This window comes from Streptomyces iranensis (assembly GCF_017874715.1).
GTDB classification, from domain to species: Bacteria; Actinomycetota; Actinomycetes; order Streptomycetales; family Streptomycetaceae; genus Streptomyces; species Streptomyces iranensis.
Genome location: NZ_JAGGLR010000032.1, coordinates 71,891 through 87,339, shown reverse-complemented (window position 1 = coordinate 87,339; position 15,449 = coordinate 71,891). Strand labels below are relative to the sequence as shown.

The following is a 15,449-nucleotide window of genomic DNA, read 5'->3' as shown; positions in this document are numbered from 1 at the left end:
GTTCTGGTCCGTTCCTGGTATTCCACTGCTCTCCCGTCGACTTCCCCGCTCTCGTCCTTCAGCCGGCCGGGCCGGTCGGGAAGTGGCCCTCGCCCTCGCCCTCGGCCACGAACACCGCCGCGAGGGCTCGCGGCCCGGCGGCTTCGGGCTTGGCCGCCGCCTGCGGGCCCGGACACACCGGCCACCGCGCAGTCTCGGACCGGCCCGGCGCGCTCGGCGGCCGACCTCCAGGGACAGGCTGTGCACGGTCGCGTCAGCAGTGTGGATGACGCCGGCCGTCCGGTCCAGGTGACAGATGCGGCCGTCGGGCTTGCGCACCGCCACGCCGCCGGTCAGTCAGTAGCCGTTCAGCGCGAAGCCCTTGGCCGGGGCGGGGCCGTTCCCGCAGCCGGGGGACAGCCTGTACGGTCCATGATCCGAGCGGGCCGGGGCGAGGCGGTGTCCGGTGCGGCCCTCGGCGCGGCGGGTGGGAACGGGGTGGGGAACCATGGAGACAAGGTAGCCCTACGGGGCTTTACCGATGGCGCAGCCCTGCCGGGTGTGTTCGATGAAGCCCTCCCGGGACGGCTCCGGCATCTGCGGCACGTACCCGCTCGGCGACGGCCTGCTTCACCCGGACGGTTCGGGGCGGGCGTGGCGCGCTTCGCGCTGGGGGCGGTTGAGGATCGGGGCGTCCGCGGCGCACGGCGCGGCGCCGTGGCCCGCCGGGAGCGGCCGCCGGCCGGCACGTGGTCGCGGGCCGCGGACAGCGTCTCATCAGGTGTGTTCTGCGTACCGCCGCCCTGCGGCCGTACCCTCGGCGCGGGGATCGGCGGCCTTTCGATCTCCTGCGGCCCGTCCGGAACGATCCCGCTCCATCTGCCCCGCCCCGTACCGAGGTCACCTGATGGCTCACCACGTAGGACGCGGTCCTTGAAGGAGGGCGGCGACGCTGCCGTCGCGCGGGGTGGGGATGGCCGAGCATGAGGCGTCCCCGCCAACGAGGGGGCGAATGATGCGAGCAATACATGTGATGACCATCACTCAGGGTGCATGCGAAGATCTTTGCTGTCATACCTTGCGGTGGCCTTCGCGGCAGGCCAATGATGGGTCGGGGGACACGGGGAAGCCGGCGCCGCGGCAGAGACCACTACCGCCCGCCCTCGCACAACGGCAGACCTATCCAGCCCGGTACTTCTGCACGTCTGCACGACAGCGTCTCTGTACGACAGCGTTTCTGCACGACGGCGTTTTCTGCACAACAACACTTGTGCGCTTGGGCAGTTCAACACTTGGCGTACTGGCAATCCTGACAGCGCGGACGGCTCACGGCGCAGCGGCTTGCACGACTGCTCGTGAGGCAGACGCCCGTCGATCACGGGGAGAATCTGCACGGGTGCACGCGGGACCAGCCCGTGCGCGTGCTTGGATCCGGCACCCGCAAGCCCTCATAGGGCTGTCTCGGGGCCGTTGTCCCTGCCCCCGGACCGGCCGGCGGTCACCGGACGCGTCGCGGGTCATTACGGGGAGGCACGGCAATGACTTCTATACGTTCCGTCCTGATCGGTGGCGGGAGCGTACTCGCCCGCTGCGGCGAGGCACTCATGGCGAAAGGCCACCGGATCGCAGCCGTGGTGACCGGTGACGCCACCGCCCGGTCCTGGGCGGTGAAGGCGGGAATCGCGCACCATGAACTCGCCGAGGCCGTGGCCCTGGCACCACGGTTATCCTGCGACCTCCTGCTGAGCGTCGGCAACTACGCGGTGGTGCCCGAAGCGCTGCTGGGCTGCGCGACGCGGGCTGCCGTCAACTACCACTACGGCCCGCTCCCGGAGTACTCGGGCCTGCACACGCCGTCCTGGGCCATCGCGGACGGGGCCCGGGAGTACGGCATCACCTGGCACCGCATGGCCGCGGTGGTCGACGGCGGCGAGGTGCTCAGGCGGGTACCGGTGGCGATCGAGCCCGAGGACACCGCGCTGTCGCTGGGCCTGAAGTGCGACGAGGCGGCCGTCGCCAGCCTGGCCGAACTGATCGAGGAGATCGCGGAGGGCCGCGAGACCTCGGTCCCCCAGAACTCCGCGACTCGCCGCTATTTCTCGCGGCACACCCAGTTCGCCGGCGAGGGGCTGATCGACTGGAACCTTCCGGCCGAGCGCATCGCCGCCATGGTCCGGGCCACTGACTACGGCCCGTTCGCCAGCCCGCTGGTATGGCCCAAGGCCAACCTCGGCGGGCACTTCCACGCCGTCCGGGCAGCCCGCGCCCGGACCGGCGCCGCGGATGACGCCGCCGCCGCGCCGGGCACGGTCCTGTCCTGCGACGAAGTGTCGGGCCTGCGGGTGGCCACCGGTGCCGGAAGTATCGTCCTGGCCCGGCTGTGCACCCTGGAGGGCGAGGAACGGTCCGCCGGCGCCATCGCGGCGGCCCACCGGATCCGGCCCGGCACGATCCTGGACGTCCCCGGCGAGGACGCGAGGGCACGCCTGACCGAGGCGGGCGTCAGAGCCTCCAAGGCCGCCGGCCGATGGCGTGAACGCCTGATCGGGGGCGGCGACCACCCCTACCGCCTTCCCTATCCGCAGCCCCGCCCGGGGACCCGGGCGCACGCCGGGAGCGGACAACAGCCCGATCCCGTCCTCGTGCGATGCCCCCTCCCGCTCCAGACCGGCGACGACGGCGGCCTCGAAGCCTCCGCGGCCGCCGCCGCCCACCTGGCCGGTGCGCTGGGCATCTTCCTCGGCCGGGCGAGCGGCCGGCGGGAGGTTCACCTCGCCATGGCGGCCCCCCGCGACGGCGTCGACGCCCCACACCGGGACCTGTTCGCTGCCTGGCTGCCCTTACCGTGCCGTATCGACGCCGGCGCGACGATCTCGGAGAACCTGCGGGCGGTGCGGCGGGAGTTCATCCGCGGCCAGGAACGGGGATGGATCCGCCGCGACGCCGTCGGCCGGGACGAAGCGCTTCGGGAACGCTGGAACAGCGGCGCACTGACACCGGACGTGCTGATCTCCTTCGGCCCCCGCGACGCCGCCGGCCACGGCCCCGGCGGCCAGGGCGGCCACCGTCCGAAACTGGAACTCCACATCCAGCAGGACGGCGCCCGGGAAGGTGCGCTCCTCACCTTCCACTACGACGCCACGCGCCTGCCGGCCCGGGACGTCGCCCGGCTGGCCGGCCAGTTCACCGCCTGGTGCGGCCGTCTTCCCGCCGCCGCGGAGCAGCTTCCGGCCGCCGCCGGCCTTCTCACCGCGGACGAACACACCGTCCTCATCGAGGAGTTCAACGACACCGCCCCGGCCGCCGCAGACCTCCCCGGAGGGGGCCTGCACCGACTCCTCGAAGAGGCCGCGCGCGGACATGCCCAGGACACCGCACTGGTCTGCGCCGACACCAGCCTGACCTACGCCGGCCTCAACGCCCGTGCCAATCGGCTCGCCCACGCGCTGACCGCCCGGGGCGTGGGCCGCGGCGACCTGGTCGGCGTGGCCCTGGGCCGCTCGGCCGACCTCGTCGTGGCCCTCCTGGCGGTCATGAAGACAGGCGCCGCCTACGTGCCCGTCGACCCGGGATTCCCCGCCGAACGCATCCGCCAGATGATCGACGACGCCGACCCCGCCCTCATCATCACACCCCCCACCGTGCCCGCCGTCCTCGCCGCCTGGGAGAACCGCTGCGTCAGCGTCCACCTGGATGCCGGACCGGGCGCCGAGGGGAACCTCGCGGTCGAGGCGGGCGCCGGGGACCTGGCCTACGTCCTGTACACATCGGGCTCGACCGGCCGCCCCAAGGGAGTCGAGATCACCCACGGGGCGGTGGGCAACTTCCTGGCCGCCATGCGCGAACGCACCGGGTGCACCGCCGCCGACCGGCTGCTGGCGATCACCACCGTGTCCTTCGACATCTCCGTACTGGAACTGTTCCTGCCACTGCTGTGCGGCGCGACCACCGTCATCGCCCAGGCCCAGGAGACCTGGGACGCCAAGGCCCTGAGCGGGCTGATGGAGCGGCACGCGATCACCATCATGCAGGGCACCCCCTCCACCTGGCAGCTGCTGCTGGACGGAGGCTGGCAGGGCACCCCTGCGCTGAAGAAGATCCTCTGCGGCGGTGAGGCACTCTCCCGCGCCCTGGCCGACCGGCTGCTCGCCGCCGGAGCCGGGGTCTCGGTGTGGAACATGTACGGCCCCACCGAGACCACCGTGTGGTCGACGGCCTGGGAAGTGGCGGCCCAGGCCGAGGAAGGCGGCATCCTCATCGGCACCCCGATCGACCGCACCCAGGTCTACGTCCTGGACGAGAACCTCTCGCCGGTGCCGCTCGGCTTCCCCGGAGAACTGTGCATCGGCGGCGCCGGAGTGGCCCGCGGCTACCGCGGCGACCCCGGACAGACCCGGCTCCGCTTCCCGGACAACCCCTTCCACCCCGGCACCCTCTACCGCACCGGCGACCTGGCCCGCTTCACCGAACCCGGCAAGCTGACGCTGCTGGGACGCAACGACCGCCAGATCAAACTGCGCGGCCACCGCATCGAGCCGGCCGACGTCGAGGCGGCCGTCAGCCGCCACGAGTCGGTCCGCCGCGCCGTGGTGGTCGGCCGTGACGAACACCTGGTCGCCTACTGCGTCCGCGACACGGCCCCGGCCGGCGATCCGCTCCCCGCCCCGGCGGACCAGAACACCGCCCTGGCCGAGTGGGCCGCGGCCTGGGACCGCGCCTACGAAGCCGGCACCGACACCGCTCCCTCCCACTCCGGCACCGACCCCGTCAGCGCCGACGCCACGTTCAACCTGGCAGGCTGGCACAACAGTTACGACGGTCTCCCCTTCTCGACGGGGGAGATGCGCGAATGGCAGCTGAGTTCGGTAAAGCACATCCTCTCCCACGCACCGCAGAACATCTTCGAGATCGGCTCCGGCAGCGGCCTGATGCTGTTCGCCCTGGCACCGCACTGCCGCAGCTACCACGCCGTGGACGCCTCCGCCGCAGCCGTCGGGATGACCCGGCGGCACCTGGCCGCCCTGCCGCACGTGACCTGCGAGCAGCACCCCGCCCACGCGCTCCCCGAGGTGGCCGAGGGCGCCTTCGACACCGTGGTCATCAACTCGGTGGCCCAGTACTTCCCCAGCATCGACTACCTGACCTCGGTACTGCAGTGGGCGACCAGGACGGTCACCAGGGGACGGGTCTTCCTCGGCGACATACGGGACCTGTCACTGCTGGAGGTCTTCCACGCCGACGTGGCGCACTTCCGCGCGCAGGCGGAGGCCGGCGGGATCTCCACCGAGGAACTGGCCCGCCGCACCGAGCACGGGATACGCACCGAGCGCGAACTGGTCCTCAACCACGCCTACTTCACCAACCTGCCACACCTCTTCCCGCAGATCAGCCGCGTCGACATCACCCTGCGCGAGGGCCGCTACGTCAACGAGATGACGCGCTACCGCTACGACGTCACCCTGCACATCGGCCAGGACACCCAACCCGCCACCCCGGCGGCGGAGAAGGACTGGCAGGCCGACGCTCTCGACCTGCCCGCGCTCCGCACCGAACTGGCCACCCCCGCCCACCGCCCGCTGCGCCTGAACGGCATCCCCAACGGCCGGCTGCGCGAGGTGTACGGCCGGGTCGCCGCAGCCCTGCAGACCAGGGACGCCAACACCTCGGCGGCGCCCACCTCCTGGATCGACCCCACCGACCTCGCCGGCGTCGCCGCCGAGGCAGGCCTGGAACTGGCGCTGCTGCCCAGCCGCTCCGGCGGCACCTGGCGGTACGACGCCCTGCTGTGGCAGCCCGGCCAGACCCCCGATCTCGGCTCGCCCCCCACCCAAGCGCCCGACCGCGACGCTCTGGGCGAGTACGCCAACACCCCCGCGGCCGGCGAGCCGCCCAGCACCCCACTGCACCGCCTGCTGCGCCCCTGGCTGGCCGAGCGGCTGCCGGGATACATGGTGCCGGCGTTCTTCGTGGAGCTGGACCAGCTGCCGCTGACCCCGAACGGCAAGATCGACCAGAACGCGCTGCCGGACCCCGTGATGGAGACCGACACCACCGCCAGGCCCGCCACCGAGCTCGAGCGGGACATCATCGCCATCTGGTCGGACGTGCTCGGCCACGACCGGATCGGCGTCAACGACAACTTCTTCGAGATCGGCGGCAACTCGCTGCGGGTCGTCCGGGTCCACACGCGGCTGGAGGAACTGCTGGGACGGCCCCTGGCCGGGGCCAAGCTCTTCGAGCACTTCACCGTCAAGACCCTGGCCGCCTACCTGACCGGCGGCACGCGCACACGCCCAGAAGCCCTGCCCGGCCGCCGCGCCATCCAGGACGAGCCCATCGCCGTCATCGGCATGGCCTGCCGCCTTCCCGGCGGCGCCAACACCCCGCAGGAGTACTGGGAACTGCTGGAGCGCGGCGCAGACGGCATCATCGACGTCCCCAAAGACCGCTGGGACGCCGAGGCCCTCTACAGCGCCGACCCGCAGACACCCGGCACCTCATACTGCAGCCAGGGCGGATTCGTCCATTCCATCGACCTCTTCGACGCCCCCTTCTTCGGTATCTCACCGCGCGAGGCCCGCTCGCTCGACCCCATGCAGCGCATGGTGCTGGAAACCACCTGGGAGGCCTTCGAACGCGCCGGCTACACCATGGACCGGCTGCGCGGCAGCCAGACCGGCACGTTCATCGGCATCGGCAAAAGCTCGGCATGGCGCGAATACGGCCTCACGACAGCCGGCGGGCTGAGCGACCTCGACGGCTATGTGGGCTCCGGTTCCATGGGCGGCACCATGTCCGGCCGGGTGTCCTACATCTTCGGCCTGGAGGGCCCGACCCTCACCGTGGACACGGCATGCTCCTCCTCTCTGGTCACCACCCACCTGGCCTGCAACGCGCTGCGCAACGGCGAATGCGACCTCGCGGTCTCGGCCGGGGTGAGCCTGATGCTCACCCCCGAACTGCACGTCGAGTTCAGCCGCCTGCGCGGCATGTCCGCCGACGGCCGCTGCCGGTCGTTCTCCTCCGACACCGACGGCACCGGCTGGAGCGAGGGCTCCGCCACGGTCGTCCTCAAACGACTCTCCGACGCCCGGCGCGACGGCGACCCCATCCTGGCCCTGCTGCGCGGCACCGCCGTCAACCACGACGGCCACAGCGCCACCCTGACCACACCCAGCGGCCCCGCCCAGCAGCGGGTCATCCGCGCCGCCCTGGCCGCCTGCTCACTCCAGCCGCAGGACATCGACTACCTCGAGGCACACGGCACCGGCACCAAGCTGGGCGACCCCATCGAAGGCACCGCGCTCGCGGAGGTCTTCGGCCGCAGCCACTCCCACCAGGCGCCACTGTGGGTCGGTTCGGCCAAGTCCAACCTCGGCCACACCCAGGCCGCCGCCGGCCTGGCCGGCCTGATGAAGGTCGTACTGGCCATGCGCCACGACACCCTTCCCCAGACCCTGCACATCGCCGAGCCCACCCCCGCCGTGGACTGGAAAGGCGCCGGCATGGCGCTGGTCCAGGAGCAGCGCCCGTGGCCGGCCAAGGACATGCCGCGCCGCGCGGGCGTCAGCTCGTTCGGCATCGGCGGCACCAACGCCCACGTGATCGTCGAGGAGCCACCGCGACCGGCCGCGAAGACCGCCGAGGAGAGCACGCCCGCGCCACCGCCGCCCACGGTGCCCTTCCTGGTGTCCGGCCACAACGACGCCGCCCTGCGCCAGCAGGCGCAGAACCTGCACCTGCACCTGAGCACGAACACCCACGACAGCCTCGGCGACGTGGCCCGCTCCCTGGCCACCACCCGCAGCCACCTCCACCGCCGGCTGGTGCTCCCGGCCGCCGAGAAGACCGAACTCCTGGACCAGCTCGCCTCCTTCGCCCGCACCGGGGAACTGCCCGCAGAATCGGTGCACACCCACAACCACGCCGAGGAACCCCGGCTGGCCCTGCTCTTCACGGGCCAGGGCAGCCAGCTGCCGGGCATGGGCAAGGACCTCTACGACGTCTACCCCGTCTTCCGCGAAGCACTGGAGGAGACCGCCGCCCGCTTCACCGAGCTGGACAAGCCCCTCCTGGAAGTGATGTGGGCCGATCCGGCCGGCGAGGACGCGGCCCTGCTGCACCGCACCGACTTCACCCAGCCCGCCCTGTTCGCCCTGGAAGTCTCACTGTGGCGGCTGTGGGAGAGCTGGGGGGTGCGGCCGCAACTGCTGCTCGGCCACAGCATCGGCGAGGTCGCCGCCGCCCACGTGGCGGGGATATTCGACCTGGACGACGCCTGCCGGCTGGTCGCGGCCCGCGGCCGCCTGGCGCAGGCGATGCCCGCCCGCGGCGCCATGGTGTCGCTGGAAGCCGGCGGCCAGGAGGCACAAACCGCCATCGACACCCTCGGGCTGCACGGCCAACTGGACATCGCCGGACTCAACACCCCCACACAGACCGTGCTGTCCGGTGACACCGACGCCATCGAGGCGATCACCGCCCACTTCACCGAGCAGGACCGCAAGGCCAAGCGGCTGACGGTGTCACACGCCTTCCACTCGCACCACATGGACGGCATGCTCGACCAGTTCCGGACCGTGGCACAGACCGTCCGCTTCCGCCCCGCCGCGATCCCCCTCATCAGCAGCCTCACCGGCGAGCACGCCGCCCCGGGCGAACTGGAACACGCCGACTACTGGGTCCGCCAGGTACGCCACGCGGTCCGCTTCAGCGACGGCATGCGCAACCTGCGCCGCGAGGGCGCGAACACCTTCCTGGAACTCGGCCCGCAGCCCATGCTCTCCGGCCTGGGGGCGTTCTGCCTGGCCGACGAGCAACCGATGTCCTGGGCACCGTCCTGCACCCCGGGCAAGAACGGCGCCCAGGTCATCCAGCGAAGCCTGGCCGAGCTGCACGTGCGGGGCGTCCCCGTCGACTGGGACGGCTACTTCGCACCCTTCGGCGGCCACCGGGTGGACCTGCCCACATACGCCTTCCAGCGGGAGCGGTTCTGGTTCGAGCCGCCGCTCTCCCGCGAGGCCGGCGCCGGCCTGAACCCCACCGGCCACCCACTCCTCGGCGGCGGCGCGCAGATCGCCGGCACCGAACTGTCCCTGTTCACCAACACGGTGGCGACCAACCAGCCCGAGTGGGTGCAGGAGCACCAGGTGATGGACACCGTCCTGCTGCCGGGCACGGCGTTCTTCGAGGTCATACGGGCCGCGGGCGACGCGGCCCACGAAGGCGAATGGGACGTGACGGACGTGGTGTTCGCCTGGCCACTGGTGATCACCCCCGGGGCACGGTTACGGATGCAGGTCACCGTGGGCCCGGCGACCGGCCGGATCCGTCCCGTCAAGGTCTACAGCGCGCCCCAGGGCGAGGACGGCGCATGGCAGCTGCACGTCGAGGGCTCGCTCACCCCCGCCCAGACAGCCGGTGCCGCCACCCCCGCCGCGGAGAGCCTGCCGCCCCGGGACGCCGAGCCCCTCGACGTCTGCGCCCTCTACCGCGAGCTGGACACCATCGGATACGGCTTCGGCCCGAACTTCCGGGGCATAAAAGAGGCTTGGCAGACGGAGGGGACGGTGTGGGCCAGGGTCGCGCTCTCGCAGAACGCGCAGCACTCCGCCGCCGGCTACGTCCTGCACCCGGCCCTGCTGGACTCGGCCATGCAATCGCTGCTGATGACCCAGCGGCTGCGCAACCCCGACAGCGACGACGTCTTCGTACCGTTCGAGGCCGAGCGCCTGTCGGTGCGGGTGAAGGGCCTGGCCGAGATCTGGGTCCGGGCCACCGAATTCGAACTGGGTGACGGCGAGTTCTGGGGCTCGCTCGACATCCACGACAGCGACGGCCGCCACGTCGGCCACCTGCACCGCCTCCACGCACGGCGCATGGACCGGGCCGTGCTGCGCCGCCTGGCCGCCGCCGGAGTGGACCGCTTCCACTTCGACGTCGGCTGGCGCCACGCCGACACCGAGAACCTCGAGCTGGGCGGCTCCTGGGGCATGCTGACCCCCGCCGGGGACGTGCCGTGGGCACGGGAGGCCAAAACCCTCCTGGCCCGTGCCGGCATCCAGGTGATCAAGGTCCAGGACCTGGCCGACGCCGAGGACCTGGACGGCCTGGTCTGCCTGTGGGACTCCGAAGCGGAGGTCCCCGACCAGGCCCACGCGTTCACCGCCACGGCACTGGAGCAGCTCCAGGAAGCCATCGCCACCGAGTTCCGCACCCCCCTGGTCTGGGTCACCCGCCACGCGGTGGGCACCGGCCCTGACGACACGGTCTCCGGGCCGGGCGCCGGCCCGCTGTGGGGCCTGATGCGGACCGCCCGCAACGAGCACCCCGAACTGGGCCTGCGCCTGATCGACATCGGCCAGGAGGAGACAGACCGCAAGGCCCTCCCCGCCGCGCTGATGCTGGAAACCGAACCGGAGTGCGCCATCCGCGACGGCCAGGTGCTGGTCCCGCAGCTGCTGCGGGCCGGCCGGGAAGCCCCGGCCCCCGCCCAGCAGCGGCAACTCCTGCGGCCGGACGGCGCGGTGCTCGTCTCCGGTGGCGTCGGCGGCCTCGGCCGGCACGTGGCCCGATGGCTGGCCGGCACCCACGGCGTACGCGACCTGGTGCTGACCTCCCGCCGCGGAATGCAGACCCCCGGCGCGCAGTCCCTGGTGGACGAGCTGTCCGAGCTGGGCGCCACGGCCACCGTGGTGGCCTGCGACGCGGCGGACCGCGACGCCGCCGCCGCGGTGATGGCACTGTTCAGCGACAAGCGCCCGCTGCGCGGCGTGGTCCACGCGGCAGGTGTACTGGACGACGGCGTCCTGACAGACCTGACACCGCAGCGGCTCGATACGGTCCTCCGGCCCAAGGTGGACGGCCTGTGGCATCTCCACGAGCTGACCCAGGACATGGAGCTGGACTTCTTCGTGATGTTCTCCACCATCTCCAGCCTCATGGGAACACCCGGCCAGGGCAACTACGCCGCCGCCAACGCCTTCCTGGACGCACTCGCCCACCTGCGCCGCGCCAAGGGCCTGCCCGCCACCTCGGTGGCCTTCGGCCCCTGGGAGGGCGACGGCATGGCCGCCGGACTCAACGAGTTCGACCGGGCCCGCTTCGCCCAGCTCGGACTGGACCGGCTCACACCGCAGGAGGGCCTGGAACTCATCGAGCTCGCCGTCAGCAGCGGCCGCGCGCTGACGATGGCAGCCGCACTGGACCTCAGCCGCGCTCAGCACTACTTCGAGGACCACGGCGGCATACCGCCGCTGTTCCGCGCGCTGCTGGACGCCGACGCCGGCAAACGCTCCCAGGCGGACGGCGGAACGGACCTGCGCAAGCTGCTGGGCGAGGCCACGCCCGAGGAGTACCCGGCCGTGCTGCTGAGCACGGTCCGCGCGGAGGTGGCCAAGAACCTGGGCTTCGCCTCGCCGGAGGCCGTGGGAGTCGACCTGCCGCTGCGCGACATCGGCTTCGACTCGCTGACCGCGGTCCTGATGCGCAACCAGCTCGCGAACCTGACCGGACTCGCCCTGCCCGCGAGGATCGCCTTCGAACACCCCAACCTCATCTCACTGAGCGACTTCCTTCTGGAGAAACTGCTGGAGGCAGGGCTCGACGCCGCACCCGGCCCCGGCACCGACACCACCACCGGCACCGGCACGGCAGCCACCCAGACGGCCGATACCGCGGCCACGGACCTGTCCGCGGCCCGGCGGGGCTGCCTGCACCCCGACCTCCGCTTCGAAGGCGCCAACACGGCCCCGGAACCCCCCAGGACCGTCTTCGTCACCGGCGCCACCGGATTCGTCGGCGCACACCTGCTGCACGAGCTGCTCGCCTCCGAAGTGGCCGCCCACTGCCTGGTACGGGCGGACGACACCCACCAGGCCATGGAACGCCTGACCGCCGCCCTCGACGACTACGGCCTGTGGAAGGAGGAATTCACGCCGCTGCTGACCCCGGTGGTGGGCGACCTCACCCAACCGCTGTTCGGCCTGGACCCCAAGCACTTCGACGAACTGGCCGGCCAGGTGGACGCCATCTGCCACTCCGCCGCCCTGCTGGACTGGATGCGGCCGATGGCGGAATACATCGGCCCCAACATGGTCGGCACACACGAGGCGCTGCGCCTGGCCTCGCGCGGTCGCGGCACGGCGTTCCACTTCATCTCCACCTTCGCCACGCTGCCCAGATACCTGGGACACCCGGTCACCGAGGACGCCCCGGAGTACGGCTACCAGACCTCCAAATGGCAGGCGGAGCAGATGGTGGCCGCCGCCCGCTGGCGCGGCGCGAAGGCATCGACGTACCGGCTGCCGTACGTGGGCGCCTCGACCCGCACCGGGCAGTTCCGCCTCGACCGCGGCGACTTCCTGCACAACCTGATCACCGGCTGCCTCGCGATGGGGAGCTTCCCCGCACTGGCCGCCGACCTCACGGCGGTGCTGCCGGTCGACTACCTGTGCCGGACGGTCGCCCAGGCGATGACCAGCGACCTGGCCCGCATCGGCAGGGACTACGACTTCGTCAACTCCGGCGCCCCGGCCTTCGACCGCTTCTTTGAGATGATCGGTGCCGCCGGCGGCGGCGCGGAGATCGTGCCCTTCGACGAATGGCGGCAGCGGGCGCTGGAGTACGCCGCAGAGCACCGGGCGGGCCCCCTGGCCCGGATCGCCGCCCTGGTGGACGGCCTGACGGCGCAGGGCCTGGTGGACATGTTCGCAGCCCTCCCCGTGGGAGACGCCGTCTTCGGCGCGGAGGACTACCCGTCCCCGCCCATCGACGAGGAATTCGTCCGCACCTATGTGCACCGCATCAACACTTCGGACCGAGCGGAGAACACGACGTCATGAGCGAGGCGAACCAGACACCGCAGGCGCCGGCGGACGACGACGCCACCGTCACCGGCACCTACCAGAAGACCGGCACCCTCCTGCACTCCTCGGCGGCCGCGCACGCCGAACAACTCTCCCCGGTGCTGGAGAAGTACCAGGTCGGCAAAGGGGAGATGGAATCGAGGCTGCCTCCGCACCGGAAGCTGAACACCAGCCGCTTCCGCCCCGAAGCACACCCCACCCACGTCGCCCGGATGAACCTGGACGAGGACCTGGCGGACAACCTGGCACGCCAGCTGCGCTGCCAGGCGGTCATCCAGGAGAGCTTCGCCGCCGCCTCGATCGGCAGCTACTTCCCCGTCTCCACCATGTTCGAGAACTGCGTGCTCTTCGTGCCCTCGGCGAAGCGCTTCTACGACCTGAACCAGGACATCGTCCGCGAACACTTCCCCGAGGTCGAGACCGCGGTGGTCAACGCCTTCATCGTGCCGGCCGAGAAGCGACCGTACGGCACCCACGCGGCCAGCTCGATCGCCCTTCAGATCCCGTCACTGGTGAAGAAGCAGCTCGGTTTCCCCACCGAGTACCGCAGCTTCCACACCGCGCTGACCCCGACTCCGCTGAGCCGGCAACCCTTCGTGATCTTCGAAGAGGCCGAACTGGAGGCCCCGAACCTCCCGTTCGTCTACCACAAGATGCTCGAGCACGGCCTCGAGGGCGAGGAGAAAGACGCCGTCGACAAGGCGCTGTACCTCTTCCTGGAAGGGCAGCTGTCCGAGATCGACCTGCCCTCGGTGCGGGACTACCTCATGGCGATGTACTGGGCGAAGACCTATGCCGACACGCCGTCCCCCGGCTACTACTGCGACAGCCGGGTGGGCGACGCCCTGGTCTTCGACAACTACCGGGCACACGCCGACAGCACCCTGCCCCGGACCACCAAGGACCGCCTCACCATCGACCTGCGCTGCTTCAACAAGGTGCTCTACCCCAAGGGCATGACCAGCGGCCTGGACTTCATCGTCGATCCGGACGAGCGCGCCTACCAGACCAGGCGCAAATGGGCCTCGATCGAGTTCCTCCTTGCCACGCTCGGCTACGCAAGCGTCGATGAGTTCCTGCGCCTGGTGTTCGGCGGCACCCGGCGCGCAGCGGACATCGACCCGTTCGGCCTGATGACCGACCTCCAGTTCGGCATCTACAACAAGTCCGAATACCACCTGCTGGACCAGAACCTCGACGACCACTACGAGCGGGTCGAGGCCCTGTACGACCGCATCGAGAAGGAGGGGGAGTACGTCCTGCCGGAGCGCGCCAGGCAGTGCCTCACGGCGCTGAGCGAACAGCCCGGCAACTGAAAGGCTGAAAGGCACCTGCGGAGGGCATGGCTGTCATGGGGCGGTACACCCCGCCCCATGCTGCTGTTCGGCGTCGAGGAAGAGGTCGGAGGACATCCGGGGCCGCAGGATGGGCTCGATCTCGAGGGACTCCACTTCCTCGCCGGCGAGTTGCTTCAACAGGAGGCGAGCGGCCGAGCTGCCCATGTGGCGGGGCCGGCTGTCGACGCTGGTCAATGGGATGGGCAAGTCGCGTGCCATGTCGGTGCCGCGGTCGGGCGAGGCGTCAGGCCAAGGAGGGCCTCGGCGGCCCGGCGGCCCGCCGCCACGTCGAAGCCGTAGTGCAGCAGGTGCGTGTCCGGCAGGTGCACGTTCCGTTCGGCCAGGTAGCCGCGGCAGCCGCCGGCGCGGTCGAGGGCGGTACTGGCCCAGGGGTGCCCTCCGACGATGCCGATATGGCGGTGGCCGCGCTCGTGGAGATGGGCACCGACCATGCGGCCGCCCGCCGTGTCGGCGCAGGTGACGGAGACATGACTCCTACCTCTGCATCGCCCCCGACTGGTTCCGCTACATGCCCGCCAAGACCTCCGGACGCCGGCTGTTCTGGAACCTCTTCGCCGGCGGCGGCCTGACCGCCGCGTTCCTTGCCACCCTGGGCGCCGTACTGGCATCACAGGGCGACATGTCGAATCCGGTCGCCGGAGTGCAGCCGATGGTTCCCGCGTGGCTGTTCATCCTCTTCGCCATCTCCGCCGTCGGCGGCACCATTGCCAACAACATTAACGACTTCGTGGCCATGCTCGTCGTCTGGGCCGGGCCGTTCGGGGGCGTGTGGATCGCCGACGCCGTGATGCGCCGCAACACGTATGACCCGGTCCGGCTGCACGCGGTCAAGGACGGCGAGCGAGGCCCGTACCGGGGATGGCGCGGCTGGAACATGCACGGTTGGGCGGCCATGCTCGGCGGGGTCGCGACCAGCTTGCTCTGCGTCAACACGCTCGGGTGCGCGCCGTCGACGTCGACCCTGCGGACTTGGCTGCCGCGCGAGCGCAGGCCGGCACTGGCCAGGACGCCACCCTCACGCGCGAGCACCCGTCCGACGCCGAAGGACAGCACATGCACCCGCACATCAATTCGCTCTACCGACGTCTCGATCGCATCCGTGCCCTGACCGGACGCGACACCTCGACACTGCAAGGGCGACTTGATCTGTTGCCGGCCTTGGAGGCAGACACATTTCTCGACTTGTAAGGCAATGGTCTAATCCGTCCAGCCTGGGCCCCGCCAAAATCCGCCCCACTACATCTCC

At 71.1% G+C, this 15,449-nt stretch carries 6 protein-coding genes and 1 pseudogene; 4 read left to right on the top strand and 3 right to left on the bottom strand.

From position 1 onward, the window contains the following. Positions 1–336 precede the first annotated feature (336 nt). On the bottom strand, positions 337–489 hold the full coding sequence (locus tag J2Z30_RS43190) for a hypothetical protein (protein ID WP_209469086.1): 153 nt from the start codon (positions 487–489) through the stop codon (positions 337–339). Between the two features lie 200 nt (positions 490–689). After that, positions 690–848 (bottom strand): annotated as a pseudogene (locus J2Z30_RS50380) (IS5/IS1182 family transposase); the annotation flags it as partial. A 669-nt stretch (positions 849–1,517) separates the two neighbouring features. On the opposite strand from J2Z30_RS50380, the gene J2Z30_RS43185 reads away from it, so the two are divergent. Next, positions 1,518–12,821: a type I polyketide synthase gene (locus J2Z30_RS43185; protein ID WP_044582704.1), complete on the top strand. Its 11,304-nt coding sequence runs from the start codon at positions 1,518–1,520 to the stop codon at positions 12,819–12,821. Further along, positions 12,818–14,161, top strand: a complete 1,344-nt coding sequence (locus tag J2Z30_RS43180; RefSeq protein ID WP_044582703.1) for a hypothetical protein — start codon at positions 12,818–12,820, stop codon at positions 14,159–14,161. The genes J2Z30_RS43185 and J2Z30_RS43180 overlap by 4 nt, the downstream gene beginning before the upstream one ends. Before the next feature lie 212 nt (positions 14,162–14,373). On the opposite strand, the gene J2Z30_RS43175 is transcribed toward J2Z30_RS43180, so the two are convergent. Then, positions 14,374–14,634 (bottom strand): type 1 periplasmic-binding domain-containing protein, encoded by a 261-nt coding sequence (locus J2Z30_RS43175; RefSeq protein WP_044582702.1) that lies wholly within the window; start codon positions 14,632–14,634, stop codon positions 14,374–14,376. Between the two features lie 77 nt (positions 14,635–14,711). On the opposite strand from J2Z30_RS43175, the gene J2Z30_RS43170 reads away from it, so the two are divergent. Both J2Z30_RS43170 and J2Z30_RS51970 read left to right on the top strand, forming a co-directional pair. Further along, entirely contained in the window at positions 14,712–15,311 is a 600-nt protein-coding gene (locus J2Z30_RS43170; RefSeq protein ID WP_044582701.1) for a purine-cytosine permease family protein, read from the top strand. Further along, the gene (locus tag J2Z30_RS51970) at positions 15,257–15,391 is read left to right on the top strand and encodes a helix-turn-helix domain-containing protein (protein WP_209469085.1); all 135 of its coding nucleotides are present in this window, start codon (positions 15,257–15,259) and stop codon (positions 15,389–15,391) included. Before J2Z30_RS43170 ends, J2Z30_RS51970 begins: the two co-directional genes overlap by 55 nt. Positions 15,392–15,449 lie beyond the last annotated feature (58 nt).

Excerpts from the sequence above, each read along its gene's own strand:
- J2Z30_RS43190 (WP_209469086.1), bottom strand. The coding sequence starts at position 489 with ATGGTTCCCCACCCCGTTCCCACCCGCCGCGCCGAGGGCCGCACCGGA.
- J2Z30_RS43185 (WP_044582704.1), top strand. The coding sequence starts at position 1,518 with ATGACTTCTATACGTTCCGTCCTGATCGGTGGCGGGAGCGTACTCGCC.
- J2Z30_RS43180 (WP_044582703.1), top strand. The coding sequence starts at position 12,818 with ATGAGCGAGGCGAACCAGACACCGCAGGCGCCGGCGGACGACGACGCC.
- J2Z30_RS43175 (WP_044582702.1), bottom strand. The coding sequence starts at position 14,634 with ATGGTCGGTGCCCATCTCCACGAGCGCGGCCACCGCCATATCGGCATC.
- J2Z30_RS43170 (WP_044582701.1), top strand. The coding sequence starts at position 14,712 with ATGCCCGCCAAGACCTCCGGACGCCGGCTGTTCTGGAACCTCTTCGCC.
- J2Z30_RS51970 (WP_209469085.1), top strand. The coding sequence starts at position 15,257 with ATGCACCCGCACATCAATTCGCTCTACCGACGTCTCGATCGCATCCGT.